Genomic DNA, 18801 nt, shown 5'->3' on the forward strand with positions numbered 1-18801 from the left:
GATACCATTTTTATCCTCTTTGCGCAATAGAAAATTAATTCAAATCCTAGTAAAAACCCACCTTATTTTTTATCCGATGGCTTAACCCCACCTGAAGCTAAGTCTACTTTATCTCTTAAGTCTATGATGCGTTTAGCCTTGCCTTCCGACCGGGCAATGGTCTTCGGTTGTACCAGCCGCACGGTAGCATCAATGGCTAGAATAACCCGCAGCTTATGGCGAATCATATCCTGCAAGCCTTCCAGCTTGCGGAAATCCTCCAATAACGTATCATCTGCCAGTTCTACCATTACTTCCAGGTCATCCAGATAGCCTTTTTTCCGAACTATAATATTGTAGTGAGGTCCAATTTCCTGGATTCCCACCAGTACACTTTCAATTTGGGAGGGGAAGATATTAACCCCGCGAATTTTAAGCATATCATCGGTACGCCCTTGTACTTTATTCATCCGTACCAGCGTTCTGCCACACTTGCAAGGCTCCGGATTCAGACTGGTAATGTCACGGGTACGGTAGCGCAGCAACGGGAAGCCTTCCTTGGTCATAGTGGTGATAACTAATTCTCCTGTTTCGCCATAAGGCAATGGCGTACCGGTCACCGGGTCAATAATCTCAGGATAAAAATGATCTTCATTAATATGCAACCCTGCCTTGCATTCACACTCGCCGGAAACACCAGGCCCGATCAGTTCACTCATACCATAGTTTTCCACTGCACTAATGCCCCACATGCGTTCAATGACTTGCCGCAATTCTTCCGAACAGCCCTCAGCCCCAAACAAGCCTAACCGGACATTCAAGGACTTCGCATCAATCCCCATACTATAGGCTGTTTCAGCAAGGTATAAGGCATAGGACGGTGTACTCACCAACACGGTAGTACCAAAATCCTGCATCAGCATAATTTGCCGTTCAGTATTACCGGTAGAGGCCGGCACGATAGCGGCCCCCAGCCGTTCCAACCCATAATGCAGGCCAAAAGCGCCTGTAAACAAACCGTAGCCAAAAGCCACCTGCGCAACATCATCATCGGTCGCGCCGCCGGCAACAGCAAGCCGTGTTACCATCTCTGCCCATAATTCTATATCATTTTTAGTATAGCCGACAACCGTAGGCTTACCGGTAGTGCCCGAAGAAGCATGTAAACGCACAATCTTCTTCATCGGTGAGCTAAATAAGCCATACGGATAATTATTGCGAATATCATCCTTAGTAGTGAAAGGAAGCAAGCTTATATCCTGTAATGACCGGATGTGATTAAGGCCGACTTTTGCAGTATCCAAAGCCTGCCGGTAAAAAGGAACATTTTCATATACGCGCTGCACTACCTGGCGCAGTCGCTCAAGCTGCAGCTCTTCCATCGGTTTCCGGGCCATACATTCGGCGTCTTTGTCCCATATCATACACATAAAATCCTTCTCCTCACATAGTAATCTACTAACATAATCCCGAGTACCTTGTCTCCAAACATCTCATCGTGTCTTAACAATCAAACAGCTACCTTTAGCAACAACAAAACAAACAGCGAAGTAACCAATGTCATAATTAATGAAAATATAAAAGCAGTGCGAATGATCTGGTTTTCCTGTCCTAATTTATCAATGGAAGCTGCCGCGTTTTGTAATTTGGCCGGAGATATCATACTTGCCAGACCGCCACCAAAAGCCAGGCCAGCCGTAATAATAATTGTTCCTACTAAAGACATATCCAGATTTTTGGCTGTTGTCATTGTATATTTGCCAAACATCGCGATCGTGGATGCCTCACTGCCGGTAATAAAGCCGCCGAATAGACCAATAAAAGCAACGACCGCCCCGTAAGCATCCTGAAAATAAAATGCAGAATAATCGGCCAGCACTTTCACCATACTGGCAGTTTCAAACTTTCCAGTCACCATGCTGTAGCCAGACATATTCATGATTTCGCCTATGGAAAAAAATATGGCCGCAGAAAAAACCGGTCTTGGAGCCCGTTTCCACCAGATACGCAAAGTACTTTTAATCTGTTCTCCCGTAGGACGAATAAATGGTATCGACATAATCGTACTAACAAAAATCCAGGTATACGCATTCCATAAAGCTCTTGTATCAATAGCACTGCCATCAGCCGTTATACCGGCAACCGGCAGCTTTACTACTCTATATAAGAAATTAAACATATCTTTGGGTACATTTAAAATTAGAATAAAAGCAACTAATATAATCCAGGGAGTTAGCGCCCGCCACAGTGAATATTGACGCTCATACGCAATTTCTTCAGCACTCAGTTTACTCTTATCAAACACCTTTTTGCCTAATGCAAGCAGCAACATTACCATGGCTATAATAACGGCAATACCACATAATACCCCTGTCAATACAACCAAATTGTCATATTTATTGCTGAAATACGAAACCACACCAATAACCGCTCCGGTAAGCAAGCAGGGAAATAAACCTTCTCTGATTCCCTGCCATCGTCCTACAATCCAGAGCATACACAATCCTATTAATGTGGAAACTACCGGCAAAAACATATAAAAGGCCATTCCTGCCTGCGCCAGCGTAATCTCATGCCCTTTACCGAAAAAGCTGTTGGCAATATCGACAAACACAACAATAGGGGCCCCTAATAGCGCATACGTGCACAAAGAGTCATAACCTATTGCCGGCAAAGCGATTGCTACCTGAGTCGAATAACCCATAGCCAACAGTATCGGCGGCAACAATGAAACCGGAGTTGCACCAACCGATACCATTAATGTACCAAACCCAATGTTAATCAGCATAATTTGAATTGCCCGGTTTTCACTGGCTATCGTTTTAATAAAAATGATAATTCGTTTAAGAGCCCCTGTCTGTTCCATAAACGCCATCTGCAGCAAGGAGGTCGCAACAATAAGCGAGACAGCAAACGATCTGATAAAACCCGCCGCTGTCGAACGCAGTATTACTTCCACACTTGTCTGGAATACAAAATAAGCAACTACGGAAATCACTAACCATCCGACAATGCCGCTTATATCTGCTGCCTGTTTCCAAATGATAAGCATAGCCAAAATAACGGCAACCGGCAGCAGTGTGAATACTAAGGTCTCCATTTTATCCCTTCTCTCCAGCAAAATTCTACAAAATAAAAACTCCCGTCCCTTATAATAAGGGACGGGAGTATAATTCCCGCGATACCACCCTTGTAGAGCCGCCAAACCATTCTACCGGCTCCTCCTCACTAGAGTACGGGCAAGACATACTGCTTACCGATACCCCCTTCCTGCTAACGGCGGAAGCTCCGGCCACACCTACCAATTCTTCAACCCATCAAAATGAGTCGCTGAATCTTCAGCTAGCAACTCCGAGGTGTACTTCACGATTCAACCCCAGTCCGGCTTTCACCAGCCGCCGGCTCTCTGCGCTGTAATTGAATGCTACTTCTCCTCTTCATAGTCTTTAGGATAGCTATATGTTCAATTGTAATTCCACTTGTTGTTTTTTGTGTTTTTTAAGCAGAAATCGTTTACATTGAGTATAATATAACAGCACATCTGTACTTTGTCAAGCTTAAAATTCCTGTTTGTTCCATCCTCCGCTTTGCTCTTTTTACCCGAAAAATCAATACTTGTCTTCCTCATATCCGTTTCATTCTATGTGCCTTGTTTGCAAAGCCTTCAATCCCCAGATAATAATCCAGGCTGTATTTTCCTGGCCCCACAAAAGCCGCCCCGAAAAAGCTTATCCCGTCTTCCAATGACTGAGAAGCTTTCTGTAACCCCTTGTCATCTATCATTTGACTGGAAAAGGCTACAAACATATTGCTTACCAGCAGAAAACAAGCCGGGCGATAGAATAAGCCCAGGGCAAACAAAAGTCCCCCGCCAAACTCGGCAAAACTGGCCATAAACCCCCAGAATACCGGCGCGAACTCAATGCCGAAAGTACCCATCGCCTTGCCAAGTCCTGCCCATTTTGCCGTGCCGCCAATGATTTTCGGCCAGCCATGCCACATAAACATACCACCTAACCCCAAGCGAAACACCAGAAGCGCCATATCCAGAAATTGAGAAAGAAATTGCGCAAGCTTCTGCAATAATTGCTTCATAAAAATCACATCTCCTCATTTTTGCTGCGATTTACCTGACAATCCCGGTGGTAACGTATGCATTTTTCGTTTTGCGGAAATATCTATTTACAGTTTACCTCATTCAAGACAAAATTATAGTAATCCTCAGCCACTCCTGCTCCCAGCCAAATGTTGACAGATTTTCATTGTCACAATATACTGAATTTTAGACGGACTTTAAGCAGACTTATGGAGGGATAAGCGATGAAAACAGTATTTCTCAATGTAGCCAAACTGGACTTTGACAACAAACTTGATTTTTCACAGCTAGCTAACTTGACCACTGTCACTACCTATGCTGCCAGCAGCGACCAGGAAATTGTAGCCAGGGTCCAGGATCAGAACATTGTCATTACCAAAGAACTGCCTGTAGGCAGAGAAGTAATTCTTGCGTTCCCGCCCTCTGTCAAACTCATCTGTGAAGCCGGTACAGGGTACAACAATATTGATATGGCCGCTGCCAGAGAAAAGGGCATCACGGTCTGCAATATTCCGGGTTACAGCACTGAGGCAGTCGCCCAGTTGGCCATCACCTTTGTCCTTAGTCTGAGCGCTTCGCTGACAAAGCAGCAAATCATGCTTAAACAGAAAAACTACGATAATTTTACCAGACACCTGGTAGTGCCGCATTACGAATTGCAGGATAAAAACCTGGGGATTATCGGTTCAGGCACTATCGGACAGCAGGTAATCAAAGTTGCCCGTGCTCTCGGCATGAATATCCTGGTGTATAATAGAACGCCCAAATCCTGGAGCGACCCTGGCATCCAGTCTGTTGCGCTGGAAGAACTGCTTACACAGAGTGATTTTATTTCCCTGCATTGCCCGCTCACCCCGGAAACCAAACACCTCATCAACCAGGACCGCTTATCCCTGATGAAGCCATCGGCCTTTGTCATAAATACCTCCAGAGGAGCTCTCATCAAAGAAACCGATTTGATTGCCGCCCTGCAGGCAGGAAAAATTGCCGGCGCCGCCCTGGATGTCCAGGACCCTGAACCGCCGGAACTGACCAATCCGCTGTTTGACATGGATAATGTGATCCTGACACCACATATCGGCTGGAAACCTTTTGAGGCCAGGCAGCGGCTGATTAATCTGTTGGCAGGCAACATCCAGGCTTTTATAGAGGGAAAACTCATTAATGTTGTAAGTTAAGTCTAAAAACAGGGCTGACCGGAAAATACCGGCAGTCCTGTTTTCGTATGGCTACCCGCTGCTGCGCATTTAGTTAAAAACAGAAATTTCTCATTTTTCCCAAGACAAATGGATAATTTGGCTATACAATAATAATGGGTACTACCTATGTCTGCCCAAATCCTTTGGTCGTAACTTTGCATGATTAAGGGAGGCCGATAATGACGAAACTGAGCACTGTAAAACTACAAGACCTGGTTACATTGTCGTTTTTACAAGAATTTCAGGATAACTTCGCCTTAAGCGTAGGGGTGGCCAGTTTAATAGAGGATAATTTAGGACAGGCCATCACTTGTCCCAGTTGTTTTTCCACCTTTTGCCGGGAAATTGTCCGGACCAGTGAGGTCGGGTTAAAACGCTGCCTGGGTAATGACATGCGGGGAGCGGCCAAAGCTATGCAAACCGGCAAGCCGGCAGTATACCAATGCCATGCAGGGTTAATTGACTTTGCCGCCCCCATCATCCTTAACGGCAGAGTCCTTGGCACAATTTTCGGCGGCCAGGTGCTGACTGCAAGGCCGTCCGAGGAGCATTGCCGCAAAAATGCCCAGGAATTGGGTGTCAGTACCGATAAGTATCTGGCGGCTATCAAAGAAATTCCCATTGTTAGCAGGGAAAAAATCCAATCGGCCGCGAAAGTGCTCTTTTTGGTGGCCAACACTTTATCTAAAAATGCTTACCAAACACTGAAACTGAAAGAAAATAACCGTGAAATCATCCTGGCCTATAACCGTCTCGAAAATACATTCAACACGATGTCTGACGGCGTGTTAATCATTGATGATCACGGCATTATAAAGCAAGTCAACAGGATTACCGAAGAGCTCTTTGACCGGCCGGGTTCCGCCCTGCTGAATAAATCTGTCAAAGAGTTGATGGGAAGCCAAGCGCCGTTCATCGAGAAGGTTTATAAAGAGCAAACAGCCTATAATGACTTTGAAATTTTTATCGACACCAAGCTGGGGCGCCTCCACTGTTTATCTTCCGGCAGACCGATACTGGATGATGAAGGAATGCTGTCCGGCGGTATTATTATCCTGCGTCCGATAAAAAGAGTACATAAGCTTATCAATCGTTTAAGCGGAGCCCAGGCTACTTTCCGGTTTGACAATATTATCGGACAGTCGCCCGCCATTCTCACAAGCATCCAATTAGCCTCCCGGGCAGCGGCAGGAATGTCCAATGTTCTCATTGAGGGCGAAAGCGGTACAGGAAAAGAGGTCTTTGCCCAGGCCATCCACAATCAGAGCGCAAGATGCAAGGGACCTTTCGTGGCCGTCAATTGCGGCGCCATCCCCCGGGAACTCATAGTAAGTGAGTTATTTGGTTACACGGAGGGCGCCTTCACCGGCGCCAAGCGCGGCGGCAGGCCGGGCAAATTCGAATTTGCTGCCGGCGGCACCATTTTTCTTGATGAAATTGGCGATACGCCGCTCGAACTGCAGGTGGCCCTGCTCCGGGTAATCCAGGAACGCAAACTGACCCGCATGGGAGACAATAAAGTTATTCCAGTTGATGTAAGAATTATTTGCGCCACTAACAAGAATCTGGCCCAGGAAGTTGCCAAAGGTAATTTTCGCCAGGACTTATACTATCGCTTACATGTTATCTCCCTAAAAATCCCCCCTTTGCGCGAACGCTCGGAAGACATCCCGCTGTTATTCAACTATATGCTGCATACCATGGGCTGCGAGTGGGGCAAACCTATCAAGAAAGTTGACCCCGCAGTAATTACCCTGCTGCAGCAATATCATTGGCCGGGCAATGTCCGTGAACTGCAAAATGTTGTGGAAAGGGTTATCAGTGTTGTCAATGAGGATACCGTCAGGGTTGAACATTTACCTGAAGCGATTATCCAGCCTGCAGCTTTGACTATCGCTCTGCCGCCGGCAAGAACAAATGAACTGTTACGCTCCAGAGAAATGTTCAAACAAAACCGGAGTGAACAGGAACGCCGGCAAATAGTTGAGCTGCTGCGTAAAAGCAATGGCAATATCAGCTATACAGCCAAACAGCTGGGAATTGCCCGCAGCACACTGTATCGAAAAATGAGTCAATATAATATACCCAATTAACAATGCAGCTTTAAATTCAAGGCGGCTAAGTTTCAGACAGGATGTAACTCATCTGAAACTTAGCCGCCTTTATCTTATCAACCGTAGGAGGCATCTCGATTATTGAACATACCATTTACTATCTGCCTGATAAGCTGCTTTTTTAGTTTAGTCTGATTTTCAAAGCGCCCCTGCCGGGCAGCCTGCTCGCGTCCCAGCTCATAGCAGGTACTGTTATCAACATTAACAAGAATACCCGGCAAGCCGATCTCGGCAAAATCCCTGGCATGCTTTACCCAAAAAGCTTCACAGCAGGTGCCAATAAACACCTTGCAGCCAGCCTGTTTTAGAGCTTTCAGGTTTTCCTCAAGCATCTCATAGTTTTGAATAGTAATGGGCGCCAAACCGTACTCAGCCGCCAGTGCATAAGCGTCGCCAACATCACAGCGTCCGCACTGCCCGCACCCTTCCCGGTAACGATACCTGCACTCTGTGTCTTTGGCACAATAGGGAATGAGCAGCGTTGTCAGCGGTTGCTCAAAAATATTTTGTATCGCGCAGTTACCAACCACAGTAAGCTCATTTAGTTCTTCCGGACCGGCGCCCCAGTTCAGAAACTGCAATTTTTCCAGAGCTTTCAGTATTGTATTGCTGAAATCGTCTGCTGTCAACGTCGGAATGCAAGCATGGCATTCCCGAAAACAATCGTTTACCGTATTTCTGATCTGCTCAGGGGTAGCGGCAATATGTAATAAATTACTTTCCAGCCGGGATATTACCTCTAACGGATAGGCCTCGAAACTACCGGTTATGGAGATAGCGTCAATACGCTGCCGGCTGCTGTCCACAGACATAGCAACGGTAATTAGCGACTGTTCTTTCAAGGTGCTTCGCAATTGATAACCGGCTGGACGGGAGACCGACCGGCTGCCGAATACCCAGTGCCTTGCAGCAACTTCCTGACAGGACGTTTGGTAATAGGCTTCTTCCCCAGGTGTCATTTTTCCCTCACAGGCGGCAACCTGGAATATCCGGCAAAAACCGGCGGTGATTGCTGCCTTGATTACAGCCGGCGGCGGCGGAGCACCAAGCACTGAAGCCAGACTGGCAAGACTCTGTTTAAACAAATCAACTTCCTTGTTTACCAGTTTTTCGGTAGGAATACGCAAAGCCCGCAGCAGGGTGTGGACATCACTGTCACTGACACGGATATAGCCCTGACAGAAAAACGCCGGCCCCTGCCGTGTGCCGCTAAACCAGGCAATTTGACGGCCTGCCGCTTCGATGGCCGCAGGGTATTGGTATTGAGCCTTTACACCCAGTTGGCTTAATCCCTCGATGATGGCGGCAGCAATTTGGTATCGCAGGGTGTCCGCCTGATTTGCCGCAGCCTGCCCGGCGCGCGGCAATACCACTTCCCAGCCCAGCAGCGAACCGTCCCAATAAACAGTGTTTCCCCCTGTCAGCCGGCGATTAATGTCAATCGACTGTTGCTGACAGAAATCCAGCCTGACTTCCTGTTCAGCACGCTGATAGTGTCCAAGTAAAACACAACCGGCAGTAAACTGAAAAAAACGCAGCGTATCGGGGATTAACCGCTCGCGGCCAGCAAGCAGCAAGGCTTTATCCAATGCTATGTTTTGGGAACACGTCAGGCAGCCTGTGTCTATAACCCGCCAGCCTGGTTTCATCCGGGTTTCCCTCCCTCAATGACGGCCCCAGCTACAGTACGCAGCCGGGAACTGCAAGTTTTGTCCGGCGTAATCAGAGAAATGCGCGGTTAACGCAAACACGGCCGGTTTGCTATGGCAAAATGCCGCAGCAGGTTTCCTGATAAACAACCTCATAGCCGAGCGACTGTACATAATCCACCGTTTCCCGGGCCGGATAGGCAATGGCGTCAAAACCGGCTTCCACCGCCAGCCGCTCCACCGTCCGGGCATATAGTCCCGGTGGCCGGGCACACCCCAAAGCCAGCGGGGTCTGCGGCAATAAGCGCCTGGCCGTTTGGAAAACTTCGGCCACCCGTTCAGGTGGCGGCGGCAATACGCCTTGCATGGGAGTATTGGCCAAAGGATTGAGGAGCACCAGCACCAGACTTGCCGCCCCTTCTGCCGCCACCATGTCAAGGGCGGCATATTCCCCGCGGATATTACCGTAATGCAGGCCGATAACAATATGGGGCGAAGCCTTCAGCCCGGCAAGCCGCGCGGCCCGCAGACTGTTCTGATAGTCTGCCGGGGTATGCGGCAGATGGTAGACCTCACGAATGGTGTCACTGTCGCCAATCAGGTCAAGCGCCACCCGGGTCACATTGGCGCCGGCCAGCAGCCTGGCTGTTTTTTCTGTCAGCAAGCCGGGATGAATAACTACAGACAACCCCATGCCGGTCATTGCTTTTAACGCGCCGGCAAAGGGCTCCAGCGGTACACTGCCGTCCCGGCAGGCCCCGCCGCTAATCAACACTCCCCGGCAGCCGCGCCCCAGCAGCTTTTTGCCCAATTGCACCAGTTGTTCAGGCTCAGGCGCCGGCAACATAGTAGTTAACAGGTGCCCCCGGCAGTGTTCGCAGCGGCACTGGCACTCAGAACCGGTAATGCTGATATTGGCAAAAGAGTGGGCGTTGTTTTGAAATAACCCATTGTCGTAATGTCGCGCGCCTGGCGCATAAAAGGCAATACTATTCATCCCATATCTGCCCTTTGACAGTAGTCAGGTCGGCCGCTTCCGGCCAAAACGGGTAGTTGCGCAAAACAGGGCCCGGGCGCTCGTTTCCATACGGCCGGTTACAGGCAACACAACCGGTCCGGTCAGGACAACCTGAGGTCATGAAGGGCGCGCCTGCCGCCAGATCGTCCCCTAACAGCTCCACCAGCCGCCGGCCATAACTCACGATTTTTCCCTGTGGATCAAAGGCCAAATCAGCCAGGCTGATTTGTTGTTTATTTAAAAGGTAGGCCGCCAGTTGAATGCGCCGGTATTGTCCATAGGACGGCGGCTCACAGCTGCCCAGCTTGCTGCCGGGTTCCGGGCAAAAGGAGAACAGATGGGCCTGCGCCCCGTATTGATTGGCCCTGGCTATGGCCTGAACCATGGCTTGTTCGGTTTCACCCAAGCCGACAATCAGGTGAACACTGACCTGTTCACAGCCAAACACGGCAACCGCTTGCTCAATGGACTCCCAGTACTTGGCCCACCGGTGCGGCCCGCCAACTGCCGCCCCCCGCATAGCCGCAAACAGCTCCGGTGTCGCAGCATCTACCGCTATGCCCACCCGGTCGGCGCCACCGGCTTTAATGGCCTCAAAAAAAGCCGTTGCAGCCGGCAGGATGGTGGGTGATGCCAGAACGCTGAGCGGCAAATCGGTCCGGGCGCTCAGTTCTGTTACCATACCGATACAATCAGCCGCCGCCCGGGGATGAGTAACCATCGACAGGCAAATCCGGCCGAGTTTTTTGACTTTACCGGCGGCCGCCGGTGGCGGCTGCCGTAAAATGTCGATAATAGCCGCCAAGCTGTATACCGGCCATTTTACCCTGATGAAGGTGTTTTCCTCCGGCTCGGCCTGCCGTTCCCTGGCCAGGCCGCAGTAGCTGCAATTGGCGCGGCATCCGTCCTGATAAGTCATTAACAAGTTTAAGCTGCCCGGACATGCATTGCGGTAAAAACTGCCCGGCTCCAGGCCCAGCGCCATAGCGCCGGCCAGGCTGGTCTGCACAAAATCGGGGCTTTCCCGTCTGCTGGAATTATCCATGACCGGCCTCCTCTCACTACAAATATTACATATTTACAACGTACTAAAGCTTTGTGCAGGCGGGTAGTGTGTTGGCAAAAGCGGCAGTTAAACGCCAGTGTTGGAGCGTTGTCAATGCACTGCCCGCCTGCCTGCCAGATTCTTTGCTGCCGAATATATACCACCCGCTTACTGTTGGGCAAAATACTCCGGAAAAGCAATCCAGCTGCGCCGGATCAGGGCGGTGAATTCGGCGGGGTTATCTGTCCAGCCCTGATTGCGGCTTACCAGCCGGTCGCAGGCAACGGCAAACCGGGGACCATACTCTGCCTCAAGCGCACGGGCATAGCTTGCGGCAACCGGCTCTTTCCCCCGGCTGTCCAGGTGCCTGAGTACCGCCCCGGCAGCCAAACCGCCGCTGACAACGGCATTCATAATGCCGGCGCCGGTAATGGGATGAGTACAGCCGGCGGCATCGCCGGCCACCAGCATCTGTCCGGCAGCCACACAGCGAACCAGGCCGCCGGCCGGTATCAGGCCGCCGGTTGCGGCCAAACCGGCTTCAGCCCGCACAATTTGCCTGGCCGCCAGCTGGCGGCAAAAATCTTTCAGCAAGCTTTTGAGGCTGCCTTGGCAGGAATGATGTACCGCCACCCCGACATTGGCTATTTTGCCTTTCGGAAACACCCAGGCATAGCCGCCATAATAGCCGGCATCAAAATGAATTTCCGCAGTTGCCAGCGCTTTGGTCAACCGCATTTCATACTGCAGCGCGGCACACAGCTCCTGCGGCGCGTTGCCCAGCGTTTTGCCGACAACCGACCGCGGACCATCACAGCCCAAAATATACCGGGCGCTGATTCCGGCGGTGTGAACGCCGTTGGTTACTACAGTTACCACCTTACCGTCAATGCCGGTCACCCGGGTTGCGCTCATAACCCTGACACCTGCCGCTTTGGCCCGCTCAACCTGATGTTGCTCCCACAGCCCCCGGTTGAGGATATACCCCGGCGCCCGCAGCACACTTGCCGGCCTGCCGCCAATAAAGGTGGTAATGCCCGGAACCGGCTGGGCAATATCGCTTTCCCGGAGAACGGTATGGCGCGCCATAACGACAGGCACGAACTCGGCACACTGAACCTGGCTGCCAATGCTTGGCCGCTGCTCCAGCATGGCCACCCTGAGCCCTGCCTGGCCCAGACGGATTGCGGCAGCGCTGCCCGCCGGTCCGGCCCCGACGACAACAGCGTCATAGTGTTCACCGGCCGGCTTCACAGCACACCTCCCCCGGAGGACTCTGCTGCACCGGCTGCATCGCTTTGGCCTGCTCAACAGCCAGCAATACGGCTTCAATAAAATGTTCGGGCCCAACACCCGGAATCTCAGCCTGGTGGCTGCGGAAAAAATCCCGGATAATGCCGGCAATCCGCCTGCTGTCAGCCGGCGTATTTTTCAGGGCTGTTTCCAGATCATTGATGACCCTGGCCGGATAGGCAAAGAAATCGCCGCTGATAAACAAATATTTAATGACCCGGGCGCCTTCATCCAGACGCATTTGCACCCGGATCAGACCGCCCGGCGCCTTATAGCTGGCCGTGCAGTCAACGGTATTGAGCACAGCGCCGGCTTGGCCGTAAATCCACTCCGGGCTCTCAAACTGCGGCAAATACGCTGCCAACAGTGCCGTTTCCCGGGCAGTAAGCTTGCCGGGAACAAATTCATAGGCCAGTGTTTGCCGCAGGCCGGTTAACACTGCCTGCTTGATTACCGCGTCCGGCGGTACATAACCCAGCTGCCCGGTAAGGGAGGTTACCCGCTCCCGCATGGATGTGACGGCTTTATCACTCAGTTTTTCCAGGGGAAAACGCAATACTCGCAGCATCTCATCAATGTCAAAATCCACCAGCAGGCTGCACTGGAAGACAAAAGAGCCGGCCAGCTCGGTGCCGCCGGTGCCGGCAATTTTCCGGCCCCTGATTTCAATATCATTCACCGGGCGATAGGCGGCCTCCAGCCCCATTGTCCGCAGCCCGGCGGCCATGGCCTCACACAGCAGGCGGTACATGCCCTCCACCTGCCGGGGAATACCGGGGGTGTTTTTGCCGGCATACAGCTCCCAGCCTAATTCCAGCCGCCCCCAGTACAAACTGCCGCCGCCGGTGATTCGCCGGTTGATGTCAATGCCGTTTTCCCGGCAATAAGGAACATTCACTTCTAAAAAAGTGTTTTGGTGCAGCCCCACCAGCGCGCACGGCTTAAATTGCAGAAACCGCAGGGTATTGGGAATCAGCCCCCGGCTGTGGGCCTCAATAATGACCTTATCCAAAGCCATGTGCTCGGCGGCGGTACGCGGCGCCGAATCCAGGACCCGGAAAGTAGTGCCGTTATCCGCAGCAGGCATTTGCTTTTTCCGCCTCCACCAGCCAGGACCGCAGCCCGGCAGCCGACATCAGACCGTTAAGCTCTTCCGGCCGGGACAGCTCAATCTCGGCAAACCAGCTATGGTAAGGCAGGCGGCCAATAAGCGCCGGACTGGCCAGCACTGCCTGGTTTACATTGGTTATCCTGCCGCTCGCCGGCGCATAGATGCGTCCCACCCATTTGCCCGCTTCCAGCGAGCCGCAGGTACCGCCGCCTTCTACCGCTGTACCGGCAGGCGGCAGCGACAAGTATAATACATCCCCGGTGATCTCCAGACCATAAGAAGTCAAACCGAATAAAATTTTACTGCCTGTTCTTTTAATCCACTGGTAATGCGTGTCATACAATAGTTCCTCCGGAAAATTCCGGCTGGTACCCTCCATCGTCCCTGCTCCTTTCTCAAGCTGACATTATTCATCCAGGGCCATTAACAACAATTCGGCAACATTCATGACCTGGAGCGGCAGTTTTTCCGCCCTGGCTGCCTTTTCCAGCATCTGCTCACACTGCTGGCAGGCTGATACCACAATAGACGCCTGGGTTGCCGCCGCTTCCCGGATACGTTTCCGGGCAATGGCATCGGCCAGGGTCTGGTCGGCCCCCTGCAAATTCCCCCCGCCGCCACAGCAGGTGGATTCCTCGCCGCAGGTGGCCATTTCTCTGAAATTAAGGCCGGGAATACCGGCAATAATTTGCCGCGGCGCCGCCGTAATCCCGCTGTTGCGGCCCAAATCACAAGGGTCATGGTAGGTAACCGTTGCCGTTAGCGCCTGGGGCACCAACTTGCCCTGCGCCAGCAGTTCGGCCAGCAGTTCGGTCGCGTGAACCACTCTAAAACCAAGATCTTCGCCTAACAGCTCCGGATAGATATGGCTCCAGACATGATAACAGGAAGCGCAGCCGGTAACCAGGGTGGCGGAACCAAGCTGCCGCACCTTGTCGACATTATGCCGGGCATATTCGGCAAGGTCGGCCGCCTGGCCGGCGGCCAGCAGGGGAAAACCGCAGCACCATTCTTCCGCCCCCAGGGTGGTAAAACTGACTTTTGCCTTTTCCAGCAGTTGCACCATGGCCACCGGTATTTGCGCGGCCCGGGGAAAAAAGGAGGATACACAGCCCACAAAATAGACAATGTCGGCTCCCGGTTCCTGGTCCAGATACTCAGGCACCTCCTCCAGGTCTTCCGCCCAGTCCAGCCGGGTGGCATTGGCGAAATTGGAAATATTTTTCTTGCTCTTCAAATTCCCGGCCAGCGCGGTATAGGCTGCCGGCGCTTTGCCCTGGGCCACCAGTTCGGTCCGCAAATCCTGCCATAAGGCCTGCAAATCAATTCTGGCCGCACAGGCGCGGGTACAGGCGCCGCACATCGTACACTGGGTAATCCGTCTGGCATAGTCCTCGCTGATTGAGCCGCCGCCATTTCGGGCAAACAGTTCACGGGCCAGCGAAATTTTTGCCCTTGGCGCCGCCGACTCCCAGCCGATTTCCCGGTATACCGGACAGTCACTGCGGCAATTGCCGCACCTGCCGCAGATCAGGGATTCCTCGATCAAATCTTTATAAAAACTGTCTGCGCTCATGACTTATTCCCCCGCCTTCCCTGGTATACCATGGTAGTGGCTGCCAGCAAATCCATTCCCAGGCCAAACAGTGCCGGCTGCAGCAGCAGAGGCGGCTCATACCGTTTGCCGGGATTCATAATATTGTTGGGATCAAGCAATTGTTTGCGCTTTTTCAGGGCAGCCAGCTCTGCCGGCGGTTGGCACCGCTTTACATACGGCGTGTTCCACAGGCCGATGCCATAAGGCTGGCCGCCATGCCGGGCACCGATATCATGCAGTTTTTTTACCAGCGCCAGCCCCTGCAGATAACCGATGGTATCGCGTTCGTCGGCATTAAACATGGTCATGACCATGGCATGACCTGGTGCTACAATATGGCCGTAGCTTTTTAAACCTAACTGTTTCCGGGTTTCAAACACAGCCACATCGGCCAGATAATCGGCCAGCTTTTTAATAGGCAGCCATAACTCGGCTCCCAGGAGGGACGGGCCCTCCCGTTTTAAGACTAAGGAAAAAAACCGGTGCTGCCATTCGTGCCCGGCCTCTTCTTCCCCCAGATCGCCGCCGTCCGCCTGGTGCAAGCAGCGCTCATAGTCCAGGCGGGCCGCAGCCGTTTGGGCTTTGGTGCCATCGGCGTCAAAGGCCACCGTGTACGCAAGCGCCGCCCGTTGGTCTGCCATACCCAGCCGCTGCCTGAGTGAGTTACAGCCAGGATCGCTGAAATGCAGGTTAAAGGGCTTGTTGGCTAACGCTGCCGCCTGCTCGATAAAATCCTGCATTTGCTCAGCATTCTGAAACTCGGCCAGGCCATGCCAATCACTCTCCGGCTGGGACCGCACCTTAAGTTCGACCTCAGTCACAATACCCAGGGTTCCCTCAGAGGCGGCAAGCCAGGCAACCGGCGGTTCACTGGTTTGGCTTAATTGCCGCACGCTGCCGTCAGGCAGGACTACCTGGGCCGCGAGGACCTGTTCCACTACCGGACCGTATGGCAAGCTGCCCAATCCATATCCCATCATAACCAGCCAGCCGCCGACAGTAGCGGCCTGGGCGCTGCTGGGATAAGAGCAGGCTGCCAGCCCCACCCGGTTTAACGCCCGTTCCAGCCGCCACCAGGTCAGCCCGGCCTCCACCCGGACCGTCTTGTTCACTTGATCAATGGCTAATATATTGTCCATACCGTTTATGTCTACAAGTATGCCTTGCCGGGTACATACCGTATTGAAATAGACGGTAGACCCTCCGGCCCTGGTAGTGACCGGAAGCTGCTTGGCAGCGGCCAGCGTGACAATGGAGGCGACTTCTTCAGTAGTCTTAGGTCTGACGACAATATCCGGCAGCGTTTTGGCAACCGGTTTTACCAGAAAATCCGGTACAGGCGCCAGATCCCGCTCATAAAAGCCGCGTTCGAACAAATCGTCGGTAGCACGCTCGCCAAACATTTGCTTTACACTTGCCACCGTTTGAGCGTCCATAACTCTCCTCCTCCCTTACAAGGCTGGCTCGCGCGTCTACTCTGGTTTGGCATACTTGGCATGTTCTTCGGTGAAAAATGCATCAGCTGCATCGCCGTGAATCAGAGTTTGCAGCCCTGCTGCCAGATCATCGGGCTCCATGACACAAATCCAGCCGGCACCATAACTGTCGCTGTTCAACAGCTTGGGATTGGCCGGCAGCTCGGTATTGGCTTCCAGCACTGTTCCCGACATCGGCACCTGAATTTTTCCGGCCCATTTGCCGGACTGAATGGAACTGAGCGTGGCCCCGGCCGCCAGCGTTTTTCCCACCCGGGGAATACGGATAAAGGTAATTTCCCCGGCTAATTTTTGCATAAAGTCGGTAATGCCGATACGGATTTTATTTTCTTCCACCTTTACCCAGGCATGATCGCTTGTATAGTAAAGTCCTTGCGGAATCTCATACTGCGCCACGAAAAAAACACTCCTTTTCTCTTTCGTATACTATCTGGCCAGAATCCAGTCGGCCACGACAGCCGGCAAGACTCCGGCCGCGCCGCCGGCAGCCTGGCGGAGCCACTCTGCCACCACCGGCTTGACCGCCTGCTCGTGCCAGGCACAGCCAGACAGCAAGGACGCCAGCAGCTGCAGCCGGCAGGGCTCCAGGCAGGCAGGCCCATAATGGGCAAATTCAATAATTTTATTATTTTGGAGCACCAGGATGGCGTAGCCGGCGCAGGAGCCGTTCCGGTTGCCGCAAGCGTTTTGACTGTCAGGAGTTGGCTTAAGGCACCGGGGAAACGGCTGCAGACGGACATAAGTTCCCTCATTGATTTTCACCTGGCGCACCCTGCTCCGTTTGCCGGGCAGCTGTAAAAACTCCGGGCTGGTTAAATACCTGGCCGTCTTAGCGGCACCGGCCTTTAAAGCCGCAGTATATTCCGCCGGCGTCAGTTCCAGCCAGGTGGCAAAATGATGAACTAACCGCGCTTCGACCGCCTCATAGTCCGGCAAGCAGCCAAGCTCTTCCTCCATGGTTGTCAGATACCGCTCCAGGGAAAGCCTGAGCTGATCGCGGAACCGGCTGCCGGGAACCTTTAGGACATTGGCCATGGCCGTCCGGTCAAAGGCCAGCAGAATATTGCCTGTATATACCGCAAAGCCGTTAATATCGCCGGCACCGTTGCCGGATATCTTTTTGCCGTTAACAACAATATCGGCAGGCAGCTTAACGGCAGCCGGAATAGCAAAGTCGGCCAGGGTTTGGATGGCCGGCTGCAACAGCTGCCCGAAGAAAGCTTCTCGCCGGCCGGTCAACAGCGGGTTGTCGGCCCGTAATACCAGTTGAAAAAAGATTTGCTCCTCGGCCAGCAGCACCATGCCGCCGCCGATATCCCGCCTGATGATGGGAATGTTATGTTCCTGGCAATACTCCAGATTGACTTCCTGCTCCAGATCATCATGCAGGCCCAGGCAGACACACCGGCCTGCCGGCCGGCAGATAACCAGCCCTTCCTGCCGGCCTTGGGCCAGCACATGATAGATGGCCTGTGTCTCATCCCACGGGATAGCCCCGAGCCGGTACAGCTTCATGTAACCAGCCTCCGCTCTACCCGGCCTGGGCGGTATGTAACCGCAAACACTGCGGCAAACTGCCGGGCCAGGCAGGCCGCTACTTCCTCCAGGCCGGCCTCAATGCCCAGGCCGTGCAGTGACACAACCGGCCTGTCGGTAATGCCGCAGGGATTAATCAGGCCAAAATACCGCATATCCGGGTTAACGTTGAGCGCAAAACCGTGCATCGACACCCAGCTGCGGGCGCCAATCCCGATGGCGGCAATCTTGCCGGCCGCCGTCCACACTCCTGTCAGTCCCGGCTCCCGGTAGCCTTTCAGACCATAACAGGCCAGCGTTTTGATAATGACTTCCTCCAACAGCCGGATGTAGCGGTGCAGGTCCTGCCCGTAGCCCTTCAAATCCAGAATGGGATAGCCCACGATTTGCCCCGGCCCATGGTAGGTGACGTCACCGCCCCGGTCGACTTCAATGACTTTTACCCCCTGTTCCAGCAGCGTTTTTCCTGACGCCAGGATATTGCGCTCACTGCCGGCCCTGCCGACAGTAATGGTATGATTATGCTCCACCAGAATGAGCGTGTCGCAGGTATCGCCACGGCGGCGGGCGGCGGCTGTCTCCTGCTGTATTTTCCAGGTATCTTCATACTCCAGCCGCCCCAGGGTTAGCAGACTGCATATTTTTTTTGGCTTCTTCATATCTCCCTG

16 protein-coding genes and 1 other annotated feature are annotated in these 18801 nt (G+C 52.7%); of the genes, 2 read left to right on the forward strand and 14 right to left on the reverse strand.

Going from position 1 to position 18801, the window contains the following annotated elements; genetic code table 11:
- Nucleotides 1-62 precede the first annotated feature (62 nt).
- From SPSPH_RS14210 to SPSPH_RS14220, 3 genes are all read right to left on the reverse strand, one after another.
- Complete coding sequence (locus SPSPH_RS14210; RefSeq protein WP_233139174.1) at nt 63-1409, reverse strand: phenylacetate--CoA ligase family protein; 1347 nt, start codon at nt 1407-1409, stop codon at nt 63-65.
- An 80-nt stretch (nt 1410-1489) separates the two neighbouring features.
- A complete protein-coding gene (locus tag SPSPH_RS14215) occupies nt 1490-3079 on the reverse strand; it encodes an L-lactate permease (protein WP_075757571.1) in 1590 nt (529 codons plus the stop codon).
- A gap of 54 nt (nt 3080-3133) precedes the next feature.
- Nucleotides 3134-3429: a binding site (T-box leader), on the reverse strand.
- Nucleotides 3430-3603: 174 nt separating this feature from the next.
- On the reverse strand, nt 3604-4074 hold the full coding sequence (locus tag SPSPH_RS14220) for a DoxX family protein (RefSeq protein WP_181382956.1): 471 nt from the start codon (nt 4072-4074) through the stop codon (nt 3604-3606).
- A gap of 225 nt (nt 4075-4299) precedes the next feature.
- Between SPSPH_RS14220 and SPSPH_RS14225 the strand changes: the two genes are divergently transcribed.
- Together SPSPH_RS14225 and SPSPH_RS14230 are read left to right on the forward strand one after the other, a co-directional pair.
- Nucleotides 4300-5253: an NAD(P)-dependent oxidoreductase gene (locus SPSPH_RS14225; RefSeq protein ID WP_075757570.1), complete on the forward strand. Its 954-nt coding sequence runs from the start codon at nt 4300-4302 to the stop codon at nt 5251-5253.
- A 200-nt stretch (nt 5254-5453) separates the two neighbouring features.
- Complete coding sequence (locus SPSPH_RS14230) at nt 5454-7367, forward strand: sigma 54-interacting transcriptional regulator (protein WP_075757569.1); 1914 nt, start codon at nt 5454-5456, stop codon at nt 7365-7367.
- Between the two features lie 77 nt (nt 7368-7444).
- Here the strand turns inward: SPSPH_RS14230 and SPSPH_RS14235 are convergent, their stop codons facing one another.
- The 11 genes from SPSPH_RS14235 to lipB form a co-directional block, all read right to left on the reverse strand.
- The gene (locus SPSPH_RS14235) at nt 7445-9037 is read right to left on the reverse strand and encodes a lipoyl protein ligase domain-containing protein (RefSeq protein ID WP_075757568.1); all 1593 of its coding nucleotides are present in this window, start codon (nt 9035-9037) and stop codon (nt 7445-7447) included.
- A 112-nt stretch (nt 9038-9149) separates the two neighbouring features.
- Nucleotides 9150-10034, reverse strand: a complete 885-nt coding sequence (locus SPSPH_RS14240) for a radical SAM protein (protein ID WP_083945696.1) — start codon at nt 10032-10034, stop codon at nt 9150-9152.
- Nucleotides 10027-11100 carry a radical SAM protein gene (locus SPSPH_RS14245; protein WP_075757566.1) on the reverse strand — a complete coding sequence of 358 codons (1074 nt, stop codon included), beginning with the start codon at nt 11098-11100 and terminating at the stop codon, nt 10027-10029. Before SPSPH_RS14245 ends, SPSPH_RS14240 begins: the two co-directional genes overlap by 8 nt.
- A 168-nt stretch (nt 11101-11268) precedes the next feature.
- Nucleotides 11269-12354, reverse strand: a complete 1086-nt coding sequence (locus SPSPH_RS14250; RefSeq protein ID WP_075757565.1) for a geranylgeranyl reductase family protein — start codon at nt 12352-12354, stop codon at nt 11269-11271.
- A complete protein-coding gene (locus tag SPSPH_RS14255; protein ID WP_075757564.1) occupies nt 12338-13480 on the reverse strand; it encodes a lipoyl protein ligase domain-containing protein in 1143 nt (380 codons plus the stop codon). Before SPSPH_RS14255 ends, SPSPH_RS14250 begins: the two co-directional genes overlap by 17 nt.
- On the reverse strand, nt 13464-13883 hold the full coding sequence (locus tag SPSPH_RS14260; protein WP_075757563.1) for a glycine cleavage system protein H: 420 nt from the start codon (nt 13881-13883) through the stop codon (nt 13464-13466). The genes SPSPH_RS14255 and SPSPH_RS14260 overlap by 17 nt, the downstream gene beginning before the upstream one ends.
- Before the next feature lie 27 nt (nt 13884-13910).
- Entirely contained in the window at nt 13911-15080 is a 1170-nt protein-coding gene (locus tag SPSPH_RS14265) for a (Fe-S)-binding protein (RefSeq protein WP_075757562.1), read from the reverse strand.
- Nucleotides 15077-16537 (reverse strand): FAD-binding oxidoreductase, encoded by a 1461-nt coding sequence (locus SPSPH_RS14270; RefSeq protein ID WP_075757561.1) that lies wholly within the window; start codon nt 16535-16537, stop codon nt 15077-15079. The genes SPSPH_RS14265 and SPSPH_RS14270 overlap by 4 nt, the downstream gene beginning before the upstream one ends.
- Before the next feature lie 36 nt (nt 16538-16573).
- Nucleotides 16574-16993 carry a glycine cleavage system protein H gene (locus tag SPSPH_RS14275; protein WP_075757560.1) on the reverse strand — a complete coding sequence of 140 codons (420 nt, stop codon included), beginning with the start codon at nt 16991-16993 and terminating at the stop codon, nt 16574-16576.
- 30 nt (nt 16994-17023) lie between these two features.
- A complete protein-coding gene (locus SPSPH_RS14280) occupies nt 17024-18112 on the reverse strand; it encodes a lipoate--protein ligase family protein (protein ID WP_075757559.1) in 1089 nt (362 codons plus the stop codon).
- On the reverse strand, nt 18109-18792 hold the full coding sequence (lipB, locus tag SPSPH_RS14285; protein ID WP_075757558.1) for a lipoyl(octanoyl) transferase LipB: 684 nt from the start codon (nt 18790-18792) through the stop codon (nt 18109-18111). The genes SPSPH_RS14280 and lipB overlap by 4 nt, the downstream gene beginning before the upstream one ends.
- Nucleotides 18793-18801: the final 9 nt, after the last annotated feature.

Source organism: Sporomusa sphaeroides DSM 2875 (genome assembly GCF_001941975.2).
GTDB classification, from domain to species: domain Bacteria; phylum Bacillota; class Negativicutes; order Sporomusales; family Sporomusaceae; genus Sporomusa; species Sporomusa sphaeroides.

Coding starts and splice junctions, on each gene's coding strand:
- SPSPH_RS14210 (WP_233139174.1), bottom strand. CDS start 1,409: ATGTGTATGATATGGGACAAAGACGCCGAATGTATGGCCCGGAAACCG.
- SPSPH_RS14215 (WP_075757571.1), bottom strand. CDS start 3,079: ATGGAGACCTTAGTATTCACACTGCTGCCGGTTGCCGTTATTTTGGCT.
- SPSPH_RS14220 (WP_181382956.1), bottom strand. CDS start 4,074: ATGAAGCAATTATTGCAGAAGCTTGCGCAATTTCTTTCTCAATTTCTG.
- SPSPH_RS14225 (WP_075757570.1), top strand. CDS start 4,300: ATGAAAACAGTATTTCTCAATGTAGCCAAACTGGACTTTGACAACAAA.
- SPSPH_RS14230 (WP_075757569.1), top strand. CDS start 5,454: ATGACGAAACTGAGCACTGTAAAACTACAAGACCTGGTTACATTGTCG.
- SPSPH_RS14235 (WP_075757568.1), bottom strand. CDS start 9,037: ATGAAACCAGGCTGGCGGGTTATAGACACAGGCTGCCTGACGTGTTCC.
- SPSPH_RS14240 (WP_083945696.1), bottom strand. CDS start 10,034: ATGAATAGTATTGCCTTTTATGCGCCAGGCGCGCGACATTACGACAAT.
- SPSPH_RS14245 (WP_075757566.1), bottom strand. CDS start 11,100: ATGGATAATTCCAGCAGACGGGAAAGCCCCGATTTTGTGCAGACCAGC.
- SPSPH_RS14255 (WP_075757564.1), bottom strand. CDS start 13,480: ATGCCTGCTGCGGATAACGGCACTACTTTCCGGGTCCTGGATTCGGCG.
- SPSPH_RS14260 (WP_075757563.1), bottom strand. CDS start 13,883: ATGGAGGGTACCAGCCGGAATTTTCCGGAGGAACTATTGTATGACACG.
- SPSPH_RS14265 (WP_075757562.1), bottom strand. CDS start 15,080: ATGAGCGCAGACAGTTTTTATAAAGATTTGATCGAGGAATCCCTGATC.
- SPSPH_RS14270 (WP_075757561.1), bottom strand. CDS start 16,537: ATGGACGCTCAAACGGTGGCAAGTGTAAAGCAAATGTTTGGCGAGCGT.
- SPSPH_RS14280 (WP_075757559.1), bottom strand. CDS start 18,112: ATGAAGCTGTACCGGCTCGGGGCTATCCCGTGGGATGAGACACAGGCC.
- lipB (WP_075757558.1), bottom strand. CDS start 18,792: ATGAAGAAGCCAAAAAAAATATGCAGTCTGCTAACCCTGGGGCGGCTG.